The following is a 25,877-nucleotide window of genomic DNA, read 5'->3' as shown; positions in this document are numbered from 1 at the left end:
AAAAGAAGGAGAAAAAAATGACTTATTCTATTCCGTTTGATCGTCACCGTCGTTTAAGAAGCACACAAGCATTACGCTCTATGGTTAGAGAGACACATTTACATAAAGAAGATTTTATTTATCCTCTTTTTGTTGTTGAAGGACAAGGGGTTAAAAATCCTATTAGTTCAATGCCAGGTGTATTTCAATTTTCGTTGGATGAATTAAAAAAAGAAATGGATGAAATTGTATCATTAGGTATAAAATCTGTCATATTCTTTGGTATTCCTGATGTTAAAGACGCAGTAGGTTCAGAAGCTTATTGTGCAACTGGAATTGTTCAACGTGCGATTTCACAAACAAAAGAACAATATCCTGAAATGATTGTTATTGCAGATACATGTTTATGTGAGTATACAGATCATGGACATTGTGGAGTTTTAGAAGATGGGTATGTTAATAATGATGAATCGTTAATACTATTAGCAAAAACAGCTGTAAGCCAAGCACAAGCTGGCGCAGATATTATTGCTCCTTCAAATATGATGGATGGATTCGTAGCAACAATTCGTCATGCATTAGATGAAGCTGGATTTGATAATATTCCAATTATGTCATATGCGGTAAAATATGCTTCAGCATTTTATGGACCATTCCGTGAGGCAGCTCAAAGTGCTCCAGGACAAGGTGATCGTAAAGCATATCAAATGGACCCTGCCAATCGTTTAGAAGCATTCCGTGAAGCAGAATCAGATACAGTTGAAGGTGCAGATTTCTTAATCATTAAACCAGCTCTTTCATATTTAGATATCATTCGTGATATCAGAAATAACTATCACCAACCAATCGTTGCTTATAATGTTAGTGGAGAATATGCAATGGTTAAAGCTGCTGCTATAAATGGTTGGATTGAAGAAGAAAAGGTTGTAATGGAAAAATTAATTAGTATGAAACGTGCTGGTGCAGATATGATTATGACTTATCATGCTAAAGATGCTTGCAGATGGTTATCAGAAGGGAAGTAATAATAAATGAGATCATATAACAAGTCAATTGAAGCGTTTGAAGAGGCTAAACAAGTACTTCCTGGCGGAGTAAATAGTCCTGTACGTGCATTTAAAAGTGTTAATATGTCACCAATTTTTATGAGCCATGGAAAAGGTTCTAAAATATATGATATTGACGGAAATGAGTATATTGATTATGTACTATCATGGGGACCACTAATTTTAGGTCACTCAAATGAGCGTGTAGTTGAAGGCTTAAAGCGAACAGCAGAAACTGGAACTAGCTTTGGGGCACCAACATTAAAAGAAACAGAATTAGCTAAGCTTGTGATCGAGAGAGTACCTTCGATAGAAGTTGTTCGAATGGTAAACTCAGGAACAGAAGCGACAATGAGTGCTTTACGTCTTGCTCGCGGATTTACTGGTCGAAATAAAATTTTAAAATTTGAAGGCTGCTACCACGGACATGGTGACTCTTTATTAATTAAAGCTGGTTCTGGTGTTGCTACACTTGGATTACCAGATAGCCCTGGTGTACCTGAAGGTGTTGCATCTAATACAATCACTGTTCCTTATAATGATTTAGAAAGTATAAGATATGCTTTTGAACAATATGGAGATGACCTAGCAGCGGTTATTGTTGAGCCGGTTGCAGGTAATATGGGTGTTGTTCCACCAGTTGAAGGTTTCTTACAAGGCTTAAGAGAAATTACGACTCAATATGGTACATTATTGATATTTGATGAAGTTATGACTGGCTTCCGTGTAGGTTATAATTGTGCTCAAGGTCATTTTGGTGTAACACCTGATATCACTTGCTTAGGAAAAGTAATCGGTGGAGGATTACCAGTAGGTGCATATGGTGGTAAAGCTGAAATTATGAATCAAATTGCTCCAAGTGGCCCGATTTATCAAGCTGGAACTCTTTCAGGAAATCCTTTAGCGATGACGGCTGGTTTCGAAACATTAAGTCAGCTATCTAAAGAAGATTATGTAGAATTTAACCGTAAAGCTGATCTACTAGAAGCAGGTTATAAAGCTGCAGCTGAAAAATACAATATTCCACATTGTATTAATCGTGCAGGTTCAATGGTTGGATTTTTCTTCACAAACGAAAAAGTTGAAAATTACGAAACAGCAAAAACTTCTAATTTAGAAATGTTTGCTAAATACTATCAACTAATGGCTGAACAAGGTGTCTTCTTACCACCATCACAATTTGAAGGTCTATTCCTATCAACTTCACATACAGACGAAGATATTCAAAAAACGATTGCAGCTGCTGAATACGCATTTTCGCAATTAGTTTAATTTAAAGTGGTGTCCTCTTTTAGAGGCACCATTTTTTGTTATAGCAAAATAGAGTTAGTAAAGTTTTAGTAGAATGATTGTAGAGAAAAATAGAGAAGTTCAAGCCGCCAATAGATGTAGAGAATCGCAAATAAGATGACGATCTGTGCAAAAATAGATAAGGAGAAGTTGCAAATAAGATGACAACCTATGCAAAAAATTGAAGTGAATCTACAAAGAAAAGTAAACTGCAAATAAAATCCTCAAATCGCAAATAAAATCAGAGCATCGCTAATATGATTAGCAAAACTGCAATAAAATCTCGAAGAAAAATCTATAAATATAATCCATTATAGTAATTGCGAATAAAAAGCATCCTATGGTTACCCGTATTAGTATTTAGTAATTAATTTTAATGACTTATATTGCCCATTTTTCTCTTTAGTTTTTCTGATACTATTCGTCCAGTGCTTCCCAAATCTTACTTTTGATTTTTCTTTTTCCCATTCCTTTATTACTGTTTTTCTTTAATCCTTCGATTATTAAACCTTTCTTAATATAAAATAACAATCTTTTCTTCATAAATTTTTCGTTTCTTTCATAAAAATGTAATGTCATAGACCAAATTGGACGATGAGAGGAGGACATTAAGGTGTCTTCAGAAAATCAAACAAACATTCGCTTTTCATTGAAAGAAACTGTCTGGTTCCAAAAAGGACAGGAAGTTAAAGAGGTAAGGTCACTCTCGTTAAATCCAGACATTACTATACAGCAATTTGAAGAATATGTTCAGGTGAAGGGTGTCTTAACCTTAGAAGGTAATTACACACCTGATTTGGCGAATCAAGGTGATTATTATTCATTAAGAGAACTAGCACCTTCAAGAATGATTGAAAATGTAATCGCTCTTGAAGATGGAAGTTGTCAATTGAGTCATCAGTTCCCTGTAGATATTTCAATACCATTAACTAGAATTACTGATCTTGAAAATCTATGTGTTTCTGTAGAGACATTTGATTATCAATTAGCTGAAAAAGGAAGTATTCAAATTGCTGCTGATTTATGTATTTCTGGTCTACACGACCATAATAGGGCAGTAGAAACTTATCAAGAACAAAGAGGCTATGAGCAATATAATAACTACTCATACGAAAATGAATATCGCTCAAGTAATGAGGGAAATGAAGGATATGAGTATCAGCCAGAAAGAGAACAAGAAGAACAATTCCAGTTCTTTCATCAACCAACTTCGGAACAGGAAGCAAGTGAACAAAATAATCTTTACGGCAGTGATTGGATTCAATCCCTTGAAGAGAATGATGAACAAGAAGAACAAGACACATATCCTGGGCAACCTACTTACTTAGAGGTTTTTCAGCCTGAAGAAGTAGTTGAAGATCGAGTCGAAGAAGTTGAAAATGAAGTGGAACATTATTATGAGTTAGTAGAAAGCAATGAACAAAGTTTTGAAGAGGAACAACAAGTAGAAGAACAATTTAATGTTGAAATTATGGCTCAGTCAGAGCAGTCAGAACAGTTAGAAGAACAATCAGAAGCCCAAGAGGAAGAAGAATATGAAGACGTATTTAGAGGCTTTAATATATCAGCCGAAGCAATGGAGCCACAAGTGTTTGAACCACAAGCAATGGAACCACAAGCAATGGAACCGCAAGCAGTGGAACCGCAAGCAGTGGAACCGCAAGTAATGGAGCCACAAGCAGTGGAAACAACCCCGAGCTTCTTAATGAATAATAATGATGCAGAAGCTAGTCAAAGTGTAAATGATGCACAGGAATCTAACAGTGTAAATAATACGTATAATGAGCGACCTAGTTTCTTGAATAATGATTTTAATGTACACAGCTATTTAAACAATTCATTAAATAGTAGACCTAGCTTCTTAGATAATGATTTTAGCACTTTACAAAATGCTAGTAATGAAAGTAATGCTCAAAAAGAAATAGAAAAATATGAAGAACTATATAATCGAACTTTAGAGCAAAACTATCAACCATATGTTAACCAACAATTTCAGCAAGCACCATTTGCATATAATCAAAATCAGCAACAATACTATCAAAATCCATTCCCTCAAGTAAATCAAGAAAATTCTTTCGTGAGTCCAAATGATGATGTTCGTCAAACACCACCTTATTATGCGGATTATTATCAAGCTCAAGTAGAGCAACAAGAAGCACCACCTGAATTACCAAAAGTAGAAATAAAAGCTGAACCAGTTGTAAACAAGGAAGTAAAAGAAGAAGTAAGCGAAGCAAGAAGTGTTAAAAGTGACAATCTACTTTCAAGTTTGTTTACAGGCGAAGGAAGAGAAGATTCTTATACAAAATTAAAATTATATTTAGCTCAAAATGGAGATACAATTGAATCCGTAGCTAAAAAATATAACTTACAAACTCAGCAGTTAAATCGTGTTAATAACTTGAATGATGAATTTTTATCAGAAGGGCAAATCATTTATATTCCCGTAACTGCAATAAAACAATAACAATATGGTGAGAGCTTTGTATTAGTTAAGACACTTGTCTACTAATACAAGGCTTTTACGCATTTAGAAAGTGAGAGTGACGCATCTTGTATAGAAAACCTAAAGATGAAATAAGCGTCATTTTAGCACAGTATCATATTGTCCCAAATTATTTTGAAACTGTTGGTAAAGTAGTTAAAATCTATACGAATCAAGGTGTATTCGCACTAAAAGAGGCAAATGTGAATCGAGTTTATAGAAATAATTTGATTGATAATGTTCGTTCTTTACAAGATAAAGGCTTTCGAAATGTTGTGCCAATTTATCATACCCAGAGCGGGGATTATATTGTTGAATTTAATACGAAGCATTACTATTTAATGCCGTGGATTGAGAGTGTTGATGAAAAGTCAGATGAGAATTTACATTTTCAACGAATGTTTACTTCACTAGGTAAAATGCACAACAGTACACAAAAAGAGAAAAAGGTAGATAAAGATCAATTACAAATCCATTATGATACGTTAACAAAAAGATGGAGTAAAGATAAAGATGTATTGGAAAATTTCATTGAAGCTGCTGAAGATAATTGGTATATGTCACCTTATGAACTAAGCTATTGCACGTATTTTCATAAAATATTAAGTGCACATCAATTTGCTAAGGGTCAGTTAGATGAATGGTTTAAAAAAATGAAGGAAACTGAAAATACAAGAGTTGTCATGAACCATGGAAATTTATCTATTTCGCACTTTCTTGTAAATAAAAGAGGTGAAGGTGTCTTTATTAATCTAGAAAATGCACAAGAAACTACACCAATTCAAGACTTAACTAACTATTATAAGACTTCTTTTAAAACCTATCCTATTCAGCAATCTGATCGTAATAATTGGCTTAATATGTATGAAAAGAATTTTTCATTAAGAGAAGAGGAAAGAATGTTATTTTTAAGCTATATGGCATATCCAACTCAGTTTGCTTCCAAAATTTCTAAATATTTAAAGCGATCCGAGGTTAATAATGAAAAAGACAATGTAAGAGATTTATTAAATGCATACTGGCATATGATTAATATTGAATATTTTGTCTCTAAAATTCAAGAGGATATTGAAGCAGCGAAATCTATAGATGATTTATGAATTCAGACTGCCTAATTAAGAGAAAATAAAACATCTATCCAAAAAATGTATCACCGCATTAATGGTAGCAACAACTAATGGTGTTGGAGAATACATGGATAGATGTTTTTTTATATTTATTATTTTACATGACGTTTAATAGCATTAACTACACTCTTACGTACAAAATCCTTGTCCGTAATATGATCCTTTGAAAAAGAGATTCGAACATTATTTTCATCAGTACCAAATAACTTAGAAAACTTACTTGTTGTTTCTTTTTGTTTTTGATTAAGTTGAAGAATTAAGTCGACTGTTTTGTCAAAGCTTAAATAATTAACCTCAACCTCTTCTAATTTTCCACGGAATTCGCCATTCATTGGATAAAATTCAAATTCTTGAATAATTTTTCCATATTTCTTTTTGTTTTCACTATCTCTTAATACAAATCCTTCTTCTTGAAGTGCTTGGATTACCGTTTTTAAGCCAACTGAAGGAACTACTTGAACGCCATCAGCATCATATTGGTCAACAGCCTTTTCTATTTCTAAATGAGTTTTAATCCAAATATGGGATTTGTGAAGTGATACCGGTGTATTTTCAGATAAGGTGAAAAAGAAAGGAATAACAACTTCTTCATTTGCATTTATTATACGATCAACTGATACGATAAATTTTTGTAAAGTACCATTCTTATTAATAATCTTATCATTTGATTCAACTTGATATTCAGTCATTACATGTAAAAAGACGGAATCTAGTTCTTGCTTAACTCGTCCACCTTTTATATATAATTCACCTTTTACTCGTTCACCAGCTTGATATTCTTTTTTTTCAAGCTTTGTATCGATTCTCGTTCCACCGATTCCGAGAACACGAGCTAATGTATTTTTAAATAAACCCATGAATATCCCCCTAAAAATTATATCTACATACTTTATAATTATCGCATAATTAAATAAGTACTAGTATACCAGAATGTTAAATAATCATTACAATTATTTTTCGTATTTTTTTTATGTGTTAAAAAATATGGTACTATATTGACACTTATTGAATAATCTACAAAGAAATAAGAAATACTGTTGACTAAGCTTAAGTAAATTTTGTAGACTATTACATATATTCATAATGAAATGCATTGATAGGGAAGAGTACAACGAACTAGTTCTTCAGAGAGGAAACCATTTGGTGAGAGGTTTCTAGAAAATAGAGTTGGAATGTCGCCCTTGAGCAGTGGCTTCGAAAGCTTTTTGTGATTAGAAGTTACCGGATGATCCGTTATCTTTTTTAAGTGTGTCAGCTAAACACAAGTTTTTTCTGACAAAAAAAGGTGGTACCGCGAATTCAACTCCATTCGTCCTTTTCAAGGATGAGTGGAGTTTTTTTATTTTTCAATAATTATTAGAGGAGATGAATCCGAATGGAAACTACAAAAAAATCATTACCAACAAAATATGATCCAAATTTAGTTGAAAAAGATCGTTACCAATTTTGGTTAGATGGGAAATTCTTTGAAGCACAAGTGGAATCAGAAAAGCCAAAATATACAATCGTAATTCCTCCACCAAACGTAACTGGAAAATTACACTTAGGTCATGCATGGGATACAACATTACAAGATATTTTAACTCGTACTAAACGAATGCAAGGTTATGATGTACTTTATTTACCTGGTATGGACCACGCTGGTATTGCTACACAAGCAAAAGTTGAAGCAAAATTACGTGAAGAAGGCTTATCAAGATATGATTTAGGACGTGAAAAATTCCTAGAAAAAGCTTGGGAGTGGAAAGAAGAATATGCTTCTCATATTCGTTCTCAATGGGAAAAAATCGGTTTAGGTTTAGATTACTCTCGTGAACGCTTCACATTAGATGAAGGTCTATCAGATGCAGTAAAAGAAGTATTCGTTAAGCTATACAAAAAAGGATTAATCTATCGTGGTGAATATATCATCAACTGGGATCCAGCAACAAAAACAGCTTTATCAGATATCGAAGTTATTTATAAGGATGTTCAAGGTGCATTCTACCATATGCAATACCCATTAACAGACGGAACTGGAAACATTCAAATTGCAACTACTCGTCCTGAAACAATGCTTGGAGATACTGCAATTGCGGTTCATCCGGAGGACGAAAGATATAAATCAATGGTTGGTAAAACAGTTACACTTCCTATCGTTAATCGTGAAATTCCAATTATTGCTGACGATTATGTTGATATGGAATTTGGTACTGGAGTTGTAAAAATTACTCCTGCTCATGACCCTAATGACTTTGAAGTTGGAAACCGTCATGACTTACCTCGCATTCTTGTAATGAATGAAGATGGTACGATGAATGAAAAAGCAGGAAAATACAATGGTATGGATCGCTTTGAATGCCGTAAACAAATCGTTAAAGATTTACAAGAGATGGGTGTTCTTGTTGAAATCGAAGAACATATGCATTCTGTAGGTCATAGTGAACGTAGCGGAGCGGTTGTTGAGCCTTATTTATCAACTCAATGGTTTGTTAAAATGCAACCACTAGCTGATGCTGCAGTAGCATTACAAAATTCTGATGATAGCGTAAAATTTGTACCAGATCGATTTGAAAAAACGTATCTACGTTGGATGGAAAATATTCGTGACTGGTGTATTTCACGTCAATTATGGTGGGGACATCGTATTCCGGCTTGGTACCATAAAGAAACTGGTGAGATTTATGTAAATCAAGAGCCACCAGCTGATATTGAAAATTGGAATCAAGATAACGACGTTTTAGATACTTGGTTCAGTTCAGCATTATGGCCATTCTCAACTTTAGGTTGGCCAAATGAAGAAAGTAAGGATTTCCAAGCCTATTTCCCAACTAATGTATTAGTAACTGGATATGATATTATTTTCTTCTGGGTATCAAGAATGATTTTCCAAGGAATTGAATTTACAGGTAAACGTCCATTTAACGATGTTTTAATTCATGGCTTAGTACGTGACGAGCAAGGACGTAAAATGAGTAAATCACTTGGTAACGGTGTTGACCCAATGGATGTTATTGAGAAATATGGAGCAGATTCATTACGTTACTTCTTAACAACAGGAAGTTCACCAGGCCAAGATTTACGTTTCAGTATTGAGAAAGTTGAAGCGACTTGGAACTTTGTAAACAAAATTTGGAATGCTTCTCGTTTTGCTTTAATGAATATGGAAGGTTTCACATATGAAAATATTGATTTAACGAAAGAAAAATCTGTTGCTGATGAATGGATTTTAACTCGCTTAAATGAAACAATTGAAAGTGTAACAGCTTTAATCGATCGTTATGAATTTGGTGAAGTAGGTCGTGTACTTTATAACTTCATTTGGGACGATGTTTGTGACTGGTATATCGAAATGGCAAAGATTCCTTTATACGGTGACAATGAAGATGCAAAAAATATGACTCGTTCAGTTCTAGCACACGTATTAGAAAGTACAATGAAGCTTTTACATCCATTTATGCCTTTCGTTACTGAAGAAATTTGGCAATCTCTACCTCACCAAGGTGAATCTATTACAGTTTCTGCTTGGCCAACAGTTAGAGAGGAATTAACAAATAAAGAAGCTTCTGAAACGATGAAAATATTAGTTGAGTTAATTCGTTCAGTTCGTAATATTCGTGCAGAAGTAAACACGCCAATGAGCAAAAAAGTTCAACTAATGATCTCTGCAAAGGATGAAACGATTGCAGCAGCATTAGAAGAAAACCGTTCTTATATTGAGCGCTTCTGTAATCCAGAAGAATTAACAATTTCTACTAACTTAACTGCACCAGAAAAATCGATGTCAGCAGTAATTAGTGGGGCAGAACTTTATCTTCCTCTAGAAGGATTAATTAATCTTGAAGAAGAGAAAAAACGTTTAGAGAAAGAATTAGAAAAATGGACTAGTGAAGTTGAACGAGTTCAAAAGAAATTAAGTAACCAAGGATTTGTAGCGAAAGCTCCTGAAGCAGTTATTGAAGAAGAGCGTCGTAAAGAAAAAGATTATCTTGAAAAACAAGAATCTGTAAGAGCTCGAATTGCAGAACTAAGTAAATAAGTAGTTTAAGCAGTTGATTTAATTGACTGTAATAAAAGTTAGTAAGATAAAAACGGCGAATTGAGTTAATGATTCGTCGTTTTTTACTATAAAGGTAGGGTTATGATGGTTAATACATATGAGGAAGCTCTGAAATGGATGTATAACAGAACAAAATTTGGCATTGTACCTGGATTACAAAGAATGGAAGAAATGCTTGCTAGATTAGGAAATCCCCAGTTAAGTGTTAAAACAATTCATGTCGCAGGTACGAATGGGAAAGGCTCAACAATTACGTTTCTTCAAAGTATTTTATTAGATGCAGGGTATACTGTAGGAACTTTTACATCACCATATATATTAGATTATCGTGAACAAATCATGTTTTGCGGTGAAATGATTAGTGAACAAGAATTTATTCAACTAGTAAACTGTATGATTCCAGTTGTTGAAGAAGTTGAACAGTTACCTTGTGGTGCTCCAACTGAATTTGAAATCATTACGGCAATGGCTTTTTACTATTTCGGTAAAATTAAAGAACCAGACATATTTTTAGTAGAAGCTGGTTTAGGTGGGTTAGAGGATTGCACAAATGTTATGACACCCTTAATTAGTATTATTACGAGTATTGGCCATGATCATCAACAAATTCTTGGTGAAACAATAGAAGAAATCTCTAAGCATAAGGCAGGAATCATTAAAAAGGGAATTCCAATTGTTACAGCAGAATTGAAAGATAAAGCTTTAACGATTATTCAAAATACTGCAATCAAGAATGAAGCTGATTATTTTGAATATGGAAAGCATTTTTTTGCTTCTCCTTTGAAAGATTCACTTAATGAAAAATTTAATTACCATGGCATTGACAAGTTAATTGAAAATATTGAGTTATCAATGCTTGGGCAACATCAAATTAGGAATGCTTCTTGCGCAATTTGTGTTGTTCAATTATTACAAACTAAATATGAGATGAAATTTAGTGAAGAGAATATCAAAAGGGGATTAAAAATAGCTCATAAAGCAGGTAGATTAGAAAAAATAGCATCTAATCCTGTCATTTATATTGATGGCGCACATAATGTTGAAGGAATTCAAAGTTTAGTGGAGACGATGAATAGCCATTTTCATGATAAGAAAATAAAGATTCTGTTCTCTGCCTTAAAAGATAAAAAAGTTGAAGAGATGTTAAAAGAATTACGAGAAATAACAAATAATATTGTAATGACAACTTTTGATTTTCCTAGAGCGATGAATAAAGACGAGTTAATTTCGAATGCTAATACACTCGATATAAAATATGAAAGTGATTTATCTATTGCATTAGAGAAGAATATAAAGGATAGTCAGGAAAACGAGATATTGTTAATAACCGGTTCTTTATATTTTATCTCAGTAGTCAGAAGATACTTGCTAAAAAAATTCGCTTAGAATTGTAAAGGAGGGCCCATAATCTTGATTAGTAAGCATAGTAATAGGTTGATTTGGATCGCATGGATTGTTCTAATGCCTATCATATTTTATTATGCTAATTTGGTTAGCCCTCTTAGACATATAGATCGTTCGAGTTTTTTGATTATAATCGCGTTATTTCTAATTGTAGCAAATATGCCGATTAAAATTAATGATGCTACATTTTCTTTTATTTTCGGAATCTCAATATTAGTTTTTTTATCATATGGTTTAGTTGCAGAACTTTTAATTAGTCAATTAGCCTATATAATTTTATATATAAGATTAAGTATTACAAAAAAAACTCTCTACCGAATGCCGCTTAATTCGATGATGTTTGCACTTTGTTCCATTGGTAGTGCGCTTCTTTATTATTTAGTTGGAGGAAAGATTGAACCTATTGGGACTAAGGAAATATTGAGTAACTTAATTCCAATCCTCATTTACACACTTACATCTTTTTGGATTAATCAAATCGTTATTTATTTTATTACAATTTACTTGTATAAGAGAGAAATGAAATTGATTAATAGGGAATTTAAGTGGGATTTGTTTATTTATCTATTAATGTATCCAATCGGAATAAGTCTATATTTAATGTTAGAGACAAAAGGATATATTACAATCATTTACATAACAATCTACTATATTATTTTAATGATTATTTTAAACTCTTTATCCTCTGCTTTAAATATGAACAAATATTTAAAGAAAACGATGAAAATAAGTCAAAAGCTGTCTCAAAGAATGGAAGAAGAGAAAGTAATCGATGAATTTTTTGAACAATTAACTACTTTAATTCCAGTTTCATATGGAAATTTATTTATAGTTGAAGATAAATCGCTTAAATTAAAAAGGTATTTTCAAAATAAATGTGATGAAAAAATATTCAGTTGTCCTTACTTTGAAACGCATGAAGGCTCAATATCTGAAAAAGTATTTTTTGAAAAAAGAAGATATAGTTTTAATAGACGATCACAATGGTACACAAATGATCATTTAATATTTTTAGAAGCAGAAAGTTTATTATCAATCCCCGTTATAAAAAATCAAGAAGTAGTTGGTGTACTTACAATAGCATCAGAACAAAAAAATGCTTATAAAAAATACCAAATAGTGCTGATTGAAATACTTGCTTTATATCTCGCAATTGCGATTGAAAATGCAAGGTTTTACTTACAAACAAAAATCAAAAGTGAAACTGATTCTTTAACCGGCCTATATAATTTTGAATATCTCGAATCTAAAATAAAAGATGAATTTGAACGTTTGAAAACATTCAGGATAAAGTCAATTTCATTACTTCTACTTGATTTAGATTATTTTAAAAGAGTGAATGACATGTACGGTCATCAAGCAGGTAATGAAGTATTATTAGAAGTTGCTAGACGAATTAAAATGGTAGTGAATCAATCTGGTTTAGTTGCTCGTTTTGGTGGAGAAGAATTCTCAGTTCTACTAGTAAATCATAATGAAAGAGAAACATATAATTTAGCAGAAGAAATTAGAAAATCGCTTGAAATTATTCCATTTTACATAACAAATCATATGACTAACGAAGATCAAAAGATTAAATTAACAGTAACAGCAAGTATAGGTGCAGCAGTTGCACCATTTGTGGCGAGTGAACCGTCAGACTTAATTCGATGTGCTGACAAAGCTATGTATTCAAAAGCAAAAAATGCCGGTAGAAATAAAGTGGCAATGTATAGCAAATAACCACCGGGAATCCTACGGTGGTTTTTTATTTTGTATAGATAAGAAATGGGCAATTTTTTGTAATTTTTTGTTGCACGATACCTGGTTGTCCTCGACAAATGTCGGCGTGTTTTTCTGGAATTATATGTTAGTATTTTTTTACGTTTTAAAATAAAGTAGTAGGAGGATTCATATGGACAAGTCCTCAAAGATATCAATAAAAATTAATGGCGAGGAAAAAGCATTTGAAGAAGGTGCCGTGACATCCCAAGATCAGGTAGAGAAGGATGGGGAATTTGATTGGGTTTTACCAACTCCTGATGGGTTAGGTAAAAAAGTAATCGTTTTAGATGATGTTAAAAAGAAGAAAAAGATTAAGCCAGAGCAAAAGGTGAAAGTGAAAAAGAAGATTTCTTTTTTCACAAAGAAGTCACCTTCGAAAAGTATTATTATTTCGATAATAGGTGCAAGTTTAATAGGACTATGTTTTGGGTTTGTATTTTTAGGGATATTTAAACAATCAAAGCCAGATAAACTTAACCCAACAAAAAATAGTGTATCGGTTTCTGGTACAGCAACGACTCAAGTACAACTTAAGATTCCAGCGGTGAAGGTTGATTTGGCACAAGTTGGAATGTATAAAAGTATGGAATCAGCGAAGAAAAATGAAAAAGAATTATCTACAAATGGCTTAACCCCTGTCATTTATGAAAAAAATGATAAATTCTTTGTCATTATTGCATTGAGTGGGAAAGATAGCACGTTTTTAGCAGATGAAGTTAAGAAAAAATTAAAAAGTACTTATTTAAAAGAAGAAACAGTTGGTGGGCAAGTTTACAAAGGCCCAAAACAATCAGTAGATATGTATAAAGCTGAAGTGGAAACATTTAATTTTATGTTATCGTATTTAACAGAAAAAAACTTTAATAATGAGAAACAACTTGAACAAATAAGCTCAACGATGTTAATTTTGAGTAAACAAAAAGATTACATTAAAAATAAGCAATTACTAAGTGGACTTAAGCATCTACAAAACATCGAAAAAGTTATGTCTTCAAGTAGTAAGCAAAATCTAAATAAAGTAACCCTATCAGTCCAAGATGATTTGCTATCATTATTTAAAATATTAAAAGAACAAAAAAATACACTGACAAATTAAATTTTGTTAGTGTATTTTAGTTTGTTGAAATAAAACGGCGAATAGAGAAAAAGTACTTTAAGTGGACATTTATTAATGATGAAATGAAATTTTTATTTTTTGGATGATCTATTTATGGTTGTAAATGTTAATATGTTTGAGCAATTTTATGATTCTAATAAAACTAGTAATGTTTTTTTCAGGAGTTAAAAATATTATGAGCTAATTTATAGAATAGCGTATTAATTGATTAGTTTAATTAATGTTCGATAGTAATTGACCTACAATCTGATTAATAAACAACTGTAGGATACTCTAAGTAAAGGCTTTTTGATTAGGCTTTATTGCAGACTTTTTTTGATGAACAACACTCTACTCCTTTACGAAAACTTGGTAAGTTAATTGACTTTTTTACAACTTGAAAATACTGCCAAAATATTTTTGTTTGTGTATTATTTATTACAAATTAAATGAAAGAAATTAATATATATCATTAAAAATTTCTTATTGTAATTTATATCTATTCAAATTTAAAGCAAACTTTATTCTGAAAAGACGGGATTTAGACATAAAATATTTAAAAATGAAATTTTATTATTAGGGCATTTTAATACTTAACAAAACTTTCAATTTTATTACATTTTAATAACGAATAGACAACTAAAAGTGTTTTTTACTAATTTGTGTTATAGTGATTACTTGGGTAGGATAGTCATGTATCCTTCCTTTTAAAAAAAAATAATAGGTGAATGAAATGAAAAAACTTATATTAGCCTCTGCATCTCCTCGAAGAAAAGAACTTCTTAGCATGTTAAATATCCCTTTTATCATTGAAACTAGTGATGTTGAAGAAGTAATGGAGCAGAACCTGCAGTCTTCTGAGATTGTAATGAAATTGGCGGAAGAAAAAGCAATAGATGTATCCAATAAATTTCCAAACGCAGTCGTAATAGGTGCTGATACAATCGTTACTTATAATGATAAAAAACTAGGTAAGCCTACCTCAAAAGAAGATGCTTTTGCAATGTTAAAAATGCTATCTGGAAAAACACATGAGGTTTTTACTGGAGTTTCAATTATTAATGAAGGTAAAAGTAGTAGTTTTTATCAATGTACAAAAATTACCTTTAGTGAACTAAGTGACCAAGAAATAATTGATTATATCAATACGAACGAACCAATGGATAAAGCTGGTTCTTACGGCATACAAGGATATGGTGGTACATTTGTAGAGAAAATAGACGGCGACTATTACTCTGTTGTTGGACTTCCGATCAATAAAGTTAAGAAAAAACTAAATGAACTAAATTTTTAACTTTTGATTTGAGGTGGTACTTTGCCAAATTCGCTTCTCATTAAAGATTTTCCGAAAGATGAAAGGCCTAGAGAGCGATTGTTAAAATTTGGTCCCGGAAGTTTGTCTAACCAGGATTTACTTGCGGTTTTATTAAGAACAGGGACAAAAAATGAATCGGTTTTAAAAGTTTCAAACGAACTTTTATTGAAATTTGATGGACTAAGATTATTAATGAGTGCTTCCGTTGAAGAAATATCAAATATTAAAGGAATCGGCGAAGCAAAAGCTGTACAGCTGATCGCTGCCTTTGAATTAGGAAAAAGGATTAACCGACTTCAATATGACGAAAGATTTATGATTAAAAGTCCAGATGATTGTGCTAAATTTATGATGGATGAAATGCGATTTCTTGAACAAGAGCATTTTGTATGTTTATACTTAAATACAAAAAATCAAGTTATTGCCCGCGAAACTATTTTTAAAGGTAGTTTAAATGCTTCAATTGTCCATCCTCGTGAAGTTTTTAAAGAAGCTTTTCGTAGATCTGCAAGCTCGATTATTTGTTTACACAATCATCCAAGTGGGGATCCAACTCCAAGTCGAGAAGATATCGAAGTAACAAAACGATTAGTTGAATGTGGAAAAATAATTGGAATTGAATTACTAGACCATATCATAATTGGTGAACATAAGTACGTCAGTTTAAAAGAAAAAGGTTACGTTTAAGGGTGTTCATTAGTAGCTAATTGTTTTATAATGTAAGTTATGGATAAAAACCTGTTATTTACTAACGATAAGAGAATATAGTATAGATACTTTAAATATAAAGTTGTACGTTTTAGAAAGGAAGATACATATGTTTGGATTAGGTGGATTTACTCGTGATTTAGGAATAGACTTAGGTACTGCGAATACTTTAGTCTTTGTAAAAGGAAAAGGAATAGTAGTTAGAGAACCTTCAGTTGTTGCTTTAAAAACAGATACGAAACAAATTGTTGCTGTAGGGAGTTCAGCAAAACTTATGATTGGTCGTACTCCGGGGAATGTTGTTGCAACTAGACCAATGAAAGATGGGGTTATTGCTGACTTTGAAACAACAGCAACAATGATGAAACACTACATTGATCAAGCTCAAAAGAGTAACGGATTTTTCTCACGTAAACCTTATGTAATGGTATGCGTACCATCAGGCATTACTGCTGTTGAAAAAAGAGCTGTTATTGATGCAACAAGACAAGCGGGTGCACGTGATGCATTCTTAATTGAAGAACCTTTTGCTGCAGCAATTGGTGCTAATTTACCGGTTATGGAACCAACTGGAAGTATGGTTGTTGATATTGGTGGAGGAACAACTGAGGTTGCAATTATCTCATTAGGTGGAATCGTTACTAGCCAATCGATTCGTACTGCTGGTGATGATATGGACGAAGCGATTATCCAATATATTAAAAAGAACTATAACTTATCAATTGGTGAACGTACTGCCGAACAGTTAAAGCTTGAAATTGGTTCAGCTATTAAAACTGATTCAGATGAGCAAATGGATATTCGTGGTCGTGATTTAATTTCAGGTTTACCTAAAACAATTACAATCCATGGAGAAGAAATTGCAGCAGCTTTAAGTGACACAGTAGAAGCAATTGTTGAATCTGTAAAAAATACATTAGAGAAAACGCCACCTGAATTAGCAGCGGACATTATTGATCGTGGAATCGTTCTTACTGGTGGTGGAGCACTTCTTCGTAATATTGACAAAGTAATTGCTCAAGAAACAAATATGCCTGTAATAGTTGCGGAAGACCCTCTTGACTGTGTTGCAATGGGTACAGGTAAAGCATTAGATAATATCGATATTTTCAAAAAGAATTATTCTTCTTCAAGCTCTTCATATCGATAAGGTTGATTGGTAATAAATAAATTTGGCTAGTTTTCTAAAAAGTTGAACTAGCAAATAAGTTCTTTAATAAGAAGATTAATTAAAATTTGTAATCCTCACTACAATTAGTGAGGATTACATTCATGAAATCGTTAGAACAAAAAAGTTGAATTGTTATAAGAGGGTGTAAGAATGCCACAATTTTTTCAAAATAAACGTTTAATGATTGTCTTAGCTGCTATTATCTTACTAGTGGCACTTCTAGGTTATTCTTTAAGAAGTAATAGAAACCTTTCCATTCCTGAGCAGTTTATTAAAGATACAGTAAGTTTGACTGAAAAAGTTTTTAATAAGCCCGCACAACTTATTGCGGGTTTATTTAACAATATGGCGGACTTAAAAGATACATATGATGAAAATCAAGTTTTGAAAAGTAAGCTCGATAAATATGTTGAATTATCTGTACGTGAGAAAGCATTAGAAAAAGAAAACAAAGAATTAAAAGACACGATTGGAATCAAAAAAAGTTTAAGTGATTATGATACATTCCAAGCAACAGTAACAATAAGAGATCCTGATAAATGGCAACAAATCATTACTATTGATAAAGGATCTATAGGTGGAATTGAAAAAGAAATGGCAGTTATCACATCTAAGGGCTTAATTGGTAAAGTTAAAAATGTTTCTAAATTTTCATCAACTGTACAATTATTAAGTTCTTCAGATCGAACAAATCGAATTTCTGCTAAAATTCAAGAAAAAGATACGGTTTTTGGTTTGATAGAAGGCTATGATGTTGAGAAGCAAGCTTTATTATTCAAACGAATTCCTTCAAATGCAAAAGTAAAAAAAGGACAAACAGTTGTGACTTCAGGTCTTGGTGGTGTTTTCCCAGCTAATCTAGTAATAGGTAAAGTTGAGGAAGTTGTGCCTGATGAACATGGGCTAACACAAACAGCTTATATTAAACCGCAAGCAGATTTTAATGACATAAATCATGTACTAGCTGTTAAGCGTTCAATTGATCAGCCACAGAAAGGAGAGTAATTAGTAAATGAGTAAGTATGGTTTACCTCTCCTTTTAACATTTCTGTTTATATTAGAAAACATTTATGTATCAACTGTATCGCCAAACATTCTTGGTCATAATGCGATAATTGTTCCACATTTTTTATTTTTTGGTTTATTATTTATTACATTATATTACAATCCGAAGAAGGCACTTATTTATGGTGTTATCTTTGGATTCGTTTATGATATTGTTTATACAGAGATTATAGGTATATATTTAGCTGCTTTTCCGTTATTTATCTTTTTAATAAGTCAAGCAATTAAAATACTTTATGCGAATTTATTCGTTCGAAGTATTCTTGTTTTAATCTGGACAGCGGCTTTAGAATATTTAGTATACGGATTAAATGCGTTATTCGGATTTACTAATATGAATAATACATACTTTATGAATCATCGATTATTTCCGACACTACTACTGAATGCACTATTTATATTAATTTTTGCATATCCTTTCTCATCATTATTAAGAACGATTAGTGAAAATAATGAGGAAAAATAAAGGATTTTTCGGGTGCATGTCGAATTATACAATCGGGGTGAACACTTATCATGGAACAGAGGCAACAATATGTTACAATAAAAGGAACGAAAGATGGTCTAACACTGCACCTCGATGATACATGTTCTTTTCAAATTTTAGTAGATGAAATTGAAGAAAGACTGTCTACCCACTTGTTTGAGAGCAATGATCGTCCCTTACTTGCAGTTCGATTAAAAATAGGAAATCGTTTTTTATCTCCTGAACAAGATGAAATTATTCGTTCAATTGTTCGTAAAAAGAATAATCTTGTGGTTGAAACAATCGAAAGTAATGTGATTTCGAAGCAAGACGCTATTGAATGGATGAAAAGGGAGGAAATTGTACCTATTTGTAGAATGGTAAGATCCGGTCAGATTCTCCAAGTGAAAGGTGATTTACTGTTAATCGGTGATGTTAACCCAGGTGGAACTGTTATTGCGGGTGGAAATATCTTTATTATGGGTGCACTAAGAGGTACTGCTCATGCCGGCTTTAATGGTAATAAGGAGGCAGTTATTGCGGCATCAATAATGAGACCAATGCAGTTGAGAATTTGCAGCATAATGAACAGAGCACCGGATCATTATGGTGATGAAGGCAATGAGATGGAATGTGCGTATATAAACGAAGATAGCCAAATCATTGTCGATCGCATACAATTTCTGACTCATCTTAGACCTAGTTTGACAAGGTTAGAAAGGGGCATGATGTAACTGTGGGAGAGGCTATAGTAATTACATCTGGTAAAGGTGGAGTTGGTAAAACAACTACATCAGCAAATTTAGGAACAGCATTAGCGATGTTTGGAAAAAAAGTGTGCTTAATTGACACTGATATCGGCCTACGTAACTTAGACGTTGTCATGGGATTAGAAAATCGCATCGTCTATGATTTAGTAGACGTTGTTGAAGGTCGCTGTAAAACGCATCAGGCACTAATAAAGGATAAGCGATTTGAATGCTTATATTTATTACCTGCTGCACAAACAAGCGATAAAACTGCTGTTTCTCCTGAACAAATGAGAGAGCTTGTTGATGAATTAAAAAAGGACTATGATTATATATTAATAGATTGCCCTGCTGGTATTGAGCAAGGATATAAAAATGCAGTAGCAGGTGCAGATAAGGCGATTGTTGTCACAACTCCTGAAGTTTCTTCAATTCGTGATGCAGATCGTATTATTGGATTATTAGATCAAGAGGATATTGAACCTCCTAAACTAGTAATCAATCGTATTAGAAGTCATATGATGGAAAATAGGGATAGCTTAGATGTTGATGAAATTACTTCAATGTTAGCTGTAGATTTAATTGGTATTGTCCAAGATGATGAAAACGTTATTAAAGCAACTAATAGTGGTGAACCTGTAGCTATGAATCCAAATTCAAAAGCTTCTATTGCATATAGAAATATTGCAAGAAGAGTGCTAGGGGAATCTGTACCATTACAATCATTAGAAACTGAAAAGAGCATTTTCTTTAAAGTGAAAAAGTTATTTGGTATCCGATAACACTTCGTAAAAAACGAAGTGTTTTTCTTTTATCCATTTTTCAATTTTCTCCCAAAATCCTGCCTAATACCTTTGTCCATTTTTCAAATTATCTACTCATAAGTTGTCCTACCCGTTCATATAAATTAATTAACTAGTTTGCGAGGAGAGGTGACACTTTGAGTAAGCGCGTAGATGATATAAGAAAGCGGATCGCTAAACGGCGTGAACAAGAAGAAAAATGGGGAAATCCGAATCAAGCGATGAGCAAATTTCCGGTAAAAGAAGTGCAAAATACTGAGGGCGGATACACTTATACTTATGATGATTTGGTAGAAGAGCAAGGTAAGAAAATAATGAATAATTCTAACTTTATGTTTAGAAGTTTATTATGCGCGATCATTGTACTAGCTTTAGCCATCATCTTAAAAAGTAACTCACCTATGGCATCTCAAGTTCGGCATGGTCTATCCCAAGTTTATGAAAGTGAATTTCAATTTGCCTCATTACAGAAATGGTATGAAGATCGGTTTGGAAGTCCAATTGCTTTTTTACCGCAATTAAATGATCAAAAAAAGAATGTAGGAAATGATAATTATGCTGTTCCTGCAAGTGGTAAAGTACTACAAAGCTTTAAAACGGACGGCCAAGGGATATTGATTCAAACTGAAGCTAACCAAAAAGTAGAGTCAATCAAAAAGGGTCGAGTCCTTTTTGTAGGAAAGAAAGATAATTTAGGAAATACGGTTATTATTCAACACGCCGATGGTTCAGAATCTTGGTATGGAAAATTAGGAACAACTAACGTAAAAGTATACGACGAAGTGGATAGTAAAAAGATTATCGGAACGGTGTCATCTAATGATGAAGGGAATCTAGGTACTTATTATTTTGCAATTAAAATGGGGGAAAAATTTATTGATCCGAAACAGGTGATTCCATTTGAATAAATGGCTAATTCTTCCTTCAAAAATTTCAGTTCATCCACTGTATTTGTTAATTGCATGTATTGGTATTATGACAGCTAATTTTTGGTCAGTATTGTTTGTATCCATTATTATTTTTTGCCACGAATTAGGTCACGCCATTGCTGCTACTTCATTTAATTGGAGAATTAATAAAATTACGCTACTTCCGTTTGGTGGAGTTGTAGATCTTGATGAACATGGAAATCGACCAACTTACGAGGAGTTTATTGTTACAATCTCTGGTCCCATTCAACATTTAACTTTATATATAATCGCTAACTTTCTATTTCGAATGAATTTAATGCCAGAAAACCTTTATACGCTTTTTATCAACTACAATCTTAGTATTCTTTGTTTTAATTTATTACCAATTTGGCCATTAGACGGTGGAAAATTAATACATCATTTATTTTCATTGATCTTTCCGTTCGTTAGAGCCCATATATATAGCTTGTACTCATCATTTGTATTTTTAGTGTTATCCTCATTACTTACAATCATAATTCAGCCTATGAACATTACTATTTGGGTTTGTCTATTATTTTTAATCGTTTCCTTATGGGGTGAATGGAAAAATAGGCATTTTGTTGTTATACGATTTTTAATGGAACGATTTTATGGAAACAAACAATATATCCAAAAAATTAAATCAATCTCCTTGAATAAAGAAACAAAATTATTTGAAGTTTTTTCTAACTTTCAAAAAGGGTATAAATACAACGTCGTCTTTTCTCTTGATAAAAAAAATCAACAAATGTTAGATGAAAATGAATTATTACATGCTTACTTTACTGAGAAGAAAGCAACCTATTCGCTTGAAGAACTAATTAGTTAGATTGCATTTACTTTAAACTTTTCCCAACAACTTTGAGAAATTTTACTTAATCCCAAAAAATATAAGAGTTTGACAAAAAAAGATGGTCTCTAGTTGAGGCCATTTTTTTAAATTTGTATTATTCAATTCTATTTATACATACCACGATGAGTCTTTTGGAATATAGTCATAGTAATACAATATAGAAGGGATCCTTTTTTGAATTTTTATATCGTTTGAAACTCGTCTGCCCCATTCATCGTCTTCACCAAAACTAATATTAAGAAACTTATGTGCCGAGGCAATCTTTTTTGAATAGCACATTAAATGATTTGGTTTTCGATAATAATAATGATCATCTTCCCCATGGGCAAACTCTTTCCCATACTTACAAACTTTTGAATATTGGTTATTAAAATTTACTAAAACGTCAAATACAATACAGTCAACATTTGGCGTTTCATTTATTGCTGAGCACAATAATTCGATATAATTTGGTTCTATCCGATCATCGTCATCTATAAATACTACATAATCTCCTTTTGCTTGCTCAATTAGAACATTTCTTTTTTCACCAATGCTTCTTTTTTTATTTTCTAAAAGTACTAATATTTCAACAGGATATGTTTTACTCTGTTTATCTAATTCATTAATAATATTATTTAAATACCCCATTCTTTCGGGGACAGTTGGAATAAGAATTGATAGAATTATATCCATATAATCGCTCCTATCTAAATCAGGATTAAGTAAAAGAAAGGGAAAAATAATGTCTCTTTAAAGAACAATGTAAGAGAAATCTAAATATAATATTCAATTTCTAATATTCATGTGAGTAGACTAACTAATCGATTATATTAACTAGCTTTTTTCTAATTAAATGAATAAAATGATAGGTACTATACATAGTTAGGAAGATGAGTTTGAAGAAAGTTATTATGAATGTTAAACATTCAGAGAAAAGAATTGCTGTAACTGAAAATGACCAGCTAGTAGAATGGTTTTCTTCTGCTGATAAAAATACACATGTGGGAAATATATATGTAGGACAAATCCAAGAGGTCATGCCGAAATTAAATGCCATTTTTGTAAATATTGGTTTAAATAAAAATGGCTTCATGAGATTGGAAGATACAATCGAGGGTAAAGAAACTGAAATCAATAAAGATGAATTAATACGAAAAAAGTTCCAAAAAGGACAATATATTTTGGTTCAAGTAATAAAGGATGCGTTTGATGAGAAAGGTCCTAAGCTAACAAATAATCTTGAATTTTCTGGTGATTACGTAGTATATTTCCCTCTTACAAAACAAGTTGCTGTATCAAATAAAATAAAAAAAGAATCGAAACGAAATAAATTATATTCATTAGGTCGGGATTACACTAGTGATAGTGAGGGGCTAATTTTCAGATCTTCATGTGAAAATGCCGAATCGGATGAGATTTTAAATGAGTTAAAAGGATTTCAAATAGTTTATGAGTCGTTTAAAAATCAAAGTTTTAAAAAAATCACTTGTGTATGGGAAGCGAATTCCTTGTTTACTAAGTTTTTTAAATTGCATCCTAAAGATACAATCAGTGAATTAATAATTGATGATTTAGCTGCTTATAAAAATTATTTGCCTGAAGATCTTCAAATAATTAGTTATAGAGGAAATGAAAATATTTTTGTAGCATTTAAAATAGAAGAACAAATAGAGAAATCCTTTAAACAAATTGTATGGTTAAAAAATGGCTCATTTCTACTAATCGAGCAAACTGAAGCTATGACAGTAATCGATGTAAATACTGGTAAATTTAGCGGGAAAAATAATCGTGAAGAAACCGTGTATCATACAAATCAATTAGCTGCAATTGAGATTGTTCGCCAATTAAGACTTCGTGATATTGGTGGAATGATTATTGTTGATTTTATTAATATGAAGTCCATTGAACAGCAAAAAAGTATAGGTGTTTTATTAAAGGAAGCGTTTAAAAATGACCGAGCATATACAAAGCTATTTGGGTTTTCAGGACTTGGTTTATTCGAACTTACACGCAAAAGAACAGCTCATTCACATATCGAAGCAACACATCAAAAGTGTCCTGAGTGTAATGGTAGTGGGCTTGTAAAAAACACTGTTCAGACAGCCTTTGAGTTAGAAAGAGAGCTTTGGGAACTCTCAACAAGTCGTGATATTGAGGCATTACTTGTTGAATGTAGTGAAGATGTTGCAAAAGCGTTAAATGGAGATCAAAATAATCATGTTCAAAGACTAGAAAAAGCAATGTTTATAAAAATCTGTTTAAAAATTATATCTTCAAAAACACCATTTTATAATATAGCTAGAACTGGAACGACCAAGGAAATAACTAGCTATTTAGAAACTGACATTAACTGAAGTAGTTGTTGACATTCGACATATGTCATGGTAACATCATAATGTTATTGTTTGTAGCGCACCCGTGCTACAACCGCGCATAATAGGTATTAAATTGCTATTATTAGCATGCCTATTGGTGGCGAGTCTTAGACTATTGAGGAGGTGCAATTATGTACGCAATTATTGAAACTGGTGGTAAACAAATCAAAGTTGAAGAAGGTCAAGCAATCTACATCGAAAAGCTTGATACTAACGCAGGTGAAACTGTAACATTCGACAAAGTTTTATTCGTAGGTGGCGAAAACATCAAAGTTGGTAGCCCAACTGTTGAAGGAGCTACTGTAACTGCAAAAGTTGAAAAGAACGGTAAAGCTAAAAAGATTCTTGTATTCAAATACAAATCTAAAAAGAACTACCGTCGTAAGCAAGGTCATCGTCAACCTTACACTAAAGTTGTTATCGAAAAAATCAACGCTTAATTTTAAGTAATGACTAAAATAACAATTGAACGTTTAAAAGATGGACGTATAGGTTCCTTTAAAATAAGTGGACATGCATTTTTTTCTGATGCTGGGACTGACATTGTTTGTGCCGGTATATCAGCAGTTTCAGTAGGAACTGTAAATGCTTTGGAAGCAATTTGTCGTATAGATTCTGAATTAAATACAGTGATTGATGAAAAGAAAGGTTTCTTGAAGTATCAATTACCGATTGATTTAAATGAAGATAATATGCAAAAAGCGCAACTTATCCTTGAAGCGATGATCGTATCTTTACAAACTATCGCTGCAAGTTACGGTGACTATGTCACTATAAACGAGTAAAACAGGAGGTGTAACCATGTTAAAATTAAATCTTCAGTTATTTGCTTCTAAAAAGGGAGTAGGTTCTACAAAAAACGGTCGTGACTCAATGTCAAAACGTCTTGGCGCTAAACGTGCTGACGGACAATTCGTAACTGGTGGTTCAATTCTTTACCGTCAACGCGGCACTAAGATTTATCCAGGTGTAAACGTTGGTCGTGGTGGAGATGACACATTATTTGCGAAGGTTGATGGCGTAGTTAAATTCGAACGTTTAGGCCGTGACCGCAAACAAGTAAGTGTATACCCTGTAGCTCAAGAAGCTTAAGAAACTAACTTAGAAACTCTAACCTTTTAGGTTAGAGTTTTTCTGTACTTAAGATCTATTTATTTATAATAAATTGCTTTTCAACATAGAAAAAAGTGTTGTTATAGCAACCTCTCAAACAATATGCTCCGAGACT

23 protein-coding genes and 2 other annotated features are annotated in these 25,877 nt (G+C 32.4%); of the genes, 21 read left to right on the top strand and 2 right to left on the bottom strand.

Annotation, left to right across the window (positions count from 1 at the left end):
• Positions 1-17 precede the first annotated feature (17 nt).
• The 4 genes from hemB (at position 18) to ysxE (ending at position 5,900) form a co-directional block, all read left to right on the top strand.
• Complete coding sequence (gene hemB / locus AB1282_RS25425; RefSeq protein ID WP_056472509.1) at positions 18-1,004, top strand: porphobilinogen synthase; 987 nt, start codon at positions 18-20, stop codon at positions 1,002-1,004.
• Positions 1,005-1,010: 6 nt separating this feature from the next.
• Positions 1,011-2,297, top strand: a complete 1,287-nt coding sequence (gene hemL, locus AB1282_RS25420) for a glutamate-1-semialdehyde 2,1-aminomutase (RefSeq protein ID WP_056472512.1) — start codon at positions 1,011-1,013, stop codon at positions 2,295-2,297.
• Between the two features lie 631 nt (positions 2,298-2,928).
• On the top strand, positions 2,929-4,782 hold the full coding sequence (locus AB1282_RS25415; RefSeq protein WP_429901023.1) for a LysM peptidoglycan-binding domain-containing protein: 1,854 nt from the start codon (positions 2,929-2,931) through the stop codon (positions 4,780-4,782).
• 86 nt (positions 4,783-4,868) lie between these two features.
• Complete coding sequence (gene ysxE / locus AB1282_RS25410) at positions 4,869-5,900, top strand: spore coat protein YsxE (protein ID WP_429901021.1); 1,032 nt, start codon at positions 4,869-4,871, stop codon at positions 5,898-5,900.
• A 119-nt stretch (positions 5,901-6,019) separates the two neighbouring features.
• Here ysxE and AB1282_RS25405 read toward each other — a convergent pair whose 3' ends face one another.
• Positions 6,020-6,784, bottom strand: a complete 765-nt coding sequence (locus AB1282_RS25405; protein WP_056472523.1) for a sporulation protein — start codon at positions 6,782-6,784, stop codon at positions 6,020-6,022.
• A gap of 227 nt (positions 6,785-7,011) precedes the next feature.
• Positions 7,012-7,247 (top strand) — a binding site (T-box leader).
• 55 nt (positions 7,248-7,302) lie between these two features.
• On the opposite strand from AB1282_RS25405, the gene AB1282_RS25400 reads away from it, so the two are divergent.
• From AB1282_RS25400 to AB1282_RS25340, 13 genes are all read left to right on the top strand, one after another.
• On the top strand, positions 7,303-9,945 hold the full coding sequence (locus tag AB1282_RS25400; protein ID WP_056472526.1) for a valine--tRNA ligase: 2,643 nt from the start codon (positions 7,303-7,305) through the stop codon (positions 9,943-9,945).
• A 105-nt stretch (positions 9,946-10,050) separates the two neighbouring features.
• Positions 10,051-11,352, top strand: coding sequence for a bifunctional folylpolyglutamate synthase/dihydrofolate synthase (locus AB1282_RS25395; RefSeq protein WP_429901019.1), 1,302 nt, complete (start codon positions 10,051-10,053; stop codon positions 11,350-11,352).
• A gap of 24 nt (positions 11,353-11,376) precedes the next feature.
• Positions 11,377-13,092, top strand: a complete 1,716-nt coding sequence (locus tag AB1282_RS25390; RefSeq protein ID WP_429901017.1) for a diguanylate cyclase — start codon at positions 11,377-11,379, stop codon at positions 13,090-13,092.
• A 172-nt stretch (positions 13,093-13,264) separates the two neighbouring features.
• Entirely contained in the window at positions 13,265-14,230 is a 966-nt protein-coding gene (locus tag AB1282_RS25385) for a hypothetical protein (RefSeq protein WP_056472537.1), read from the top strand.
• A 733-nt stretch (positions 14,231-14,963) separates the two neighbouring features.
• Entirely contained in the window at positions 14,964-15,524 is a 561-nt protein-coding gene (locus AB1282_RS25380; RefSeq protein WP_056472540.1) for a Maf family protein, read from the top strand.
• 21 nt (positions 15,525-15,545) lie between these two features.
• Positions 15,546-16,232 carry a RadC family protein gene (gene radC / locus AB1282_RS25375; protein ID WP_056472543.1) on the top strand — a complete coding sequence of 229 codons (687 nt, stop codon included), beginning with the start codon at positions 15,546-15,548 and terminating at the stop codon, positions 16,230-16,232.
• A 130-nt stretch (positions 16,233-16,362) separates the two neighbouring features.
• Positions 16,363-17,403: a rod shape-determining protein gene (locus tag AB1282_RS25370; protein WP_056472546.1), complete on the top strand. Its 1,041-nt coding sequence runs from the start codon at positions 16,363-16,365 to the stop codon at positions 17,401-17,403.
• A 171-nt stretch (positions 17,404-17,574) separates the two neighbouring features.
• Positions 17,575-18,429, top strand: coding sequence for a rod shape-determining protein MreC (gene mreC, locus AB1282_RS25365; protein ID WP_056472548.1), 855 nt, complete (start codon positions 17,575-17,577; stop codon positions 18,427-18,429).
• 7 nt (positions 18,430-18,436) lie between these two features.
• Positions 18,437-18,955, top strand: a complete 519-nt coding sequence (mreD, locus tag AB1282_RS25360; RefSeq protein ID WP_056472550.1) for a rod shape-determining protein MreD — start codon at positions 18,437-18,439, stop codon at positions 18,953-18,955.
• 47 nt (positions 18,956-19,002) lie between these two features.
• Complete coding sequence (gene minC / locus AB1282_RS25355; protein ID WP_056472554.1) at positions 19,003-19,689, top strand: septum site-determining protein MinC; 687 nt, start codon at positions 19,003-19,005, stop codon at positions 19,687-19,689.
• A 2-nt stretch (positions 19,690-19,691) separates the two neighbouring features.
• Positions 19,692-20,486 carry a septum site-determining protein MinD gene (gene minD / locus AB1282_RS25350; protein WP_056472557.1) on the top strand — a complete coding sequence of 265 codons (795 nt, stop codon included), beginning with the start codon at positions 19,692-19,694 and terminating at the stop codon, positions 20,484-20,486.
• Positions 20,487-20,644: 158 nt separating this feature from the next.
• On the top strand, positions 20,645-21,415 hold the full coding sequence (locus AB1282_RS25345; protein ID WP_056472562.1) for a M23 family metallopeptidase: 771 nt from the start codon (positions 20,645-20,647) through the stop codon (positions 21,413-21,415).
• Positions 21,408-22,268 (top strand): site-2 protease family protein, encoded by an 861-nt coding sequence (locus AB1282_RS25340; protein ID WP_056472566.1) that lies wholly within the window; start codon positions 21,408-21,410, stop codon positions 22,266-22,268. Before AB1282_RS25345 ends, AB1282_RS25340 begins: the two co-directional genes overlap by 8 nt.
• Before the next feature lie 132 nt (positions 22,269-22,400).
• On the opposite strand, the gene AB1282_RS25335 is transcribed toward AB1282_RS25340, so the two are convergent.
• A complete protein-coding gene (locus AB1282_RS25335; protein WP_056472570.1) occupies positions 22,401-22,967 on the bottom strand; it encodes a glycosyltransferase family A protein in 567 nt (188 codons plus the stop codon).
• Positions 22,968-23,170: 203 nt separating this feature from the next.
• Here AB1282_RS25335 and AB1282_RS25330 point away from each other — a divergent pair, with 203 nt between their 5' ends.
• The 4 genes from AB1282_RS25330 (at position 23,171) to rpmA (ending at position 25,741) form a co-directional block, all read left to right on the top strand.
• Positions 23,171-24,628, top strand: a complete 1,458-nt coding sequence (locus AB1282_RS25330) for an Rne/Rng family ribonuclease (RefSeq protein WP_429901013.1) — start codon at positions 23,171-23,173, stop codon at positions 24,626-24,628.
• Positions 24,629-24,689: 61 nt separating this feature from the next.
• Positions 24,690-24,767, top strand: a sequence feature (ribosomal protein L21 leader region).
• A gap of 13 nt (positions 24,768-24,780) precedes the next feature.
• Complete coding sequence (gene rplU / locus AB1282_RS25325) at positions 24,781-25,089, top strand: 50S ribosomal protein L21 (protein ID WP_025672164.1); 309 nt, start codon at positions 24,781-24,783, stop codon at positions 25,087-25,089.
• 9 nt (positions 25,090-25,098) lie between these two features.
• Positions 25,099-25,434, top strand: coding sequence for a ribosomal-processing cysteine protease Prp (locus AB1282_RS25320; protein ID WP_056472574.1), 336 nt, complete (start codon positions 25,099-25,101; stop codon positions 25,432-25,434).
• A gap of 16 nt (positions 25,435-25,450) precedes the next feature.
• Positions 25,451-25,741: a 50S ribosomal protein L27 gene (gene rpmA, locus AB1282_RS25315; RefSeq protein WP_025672162.1), complete on the top strand. Its 291-nt coding sequence runs from the start codon at positions 25,451-25,453 to the stop codon at positions 25,739-25,741.
• The last annotated feature ends 136 nt before the right edge of the window (positions 25,742-25,877 follow it).

It is taken from the genome of Gottfriedia sp. S16(2024), from assembly GCF_050473765.1.
Taxonomy (GTDB): Bacteria; Bacillota; Bacilli; order Bacillales; family Bacillaceae_G; genus Gottfriedia.
This window is presented reverse-complemented; position numbering and strand designations above follow the sequence as displayed.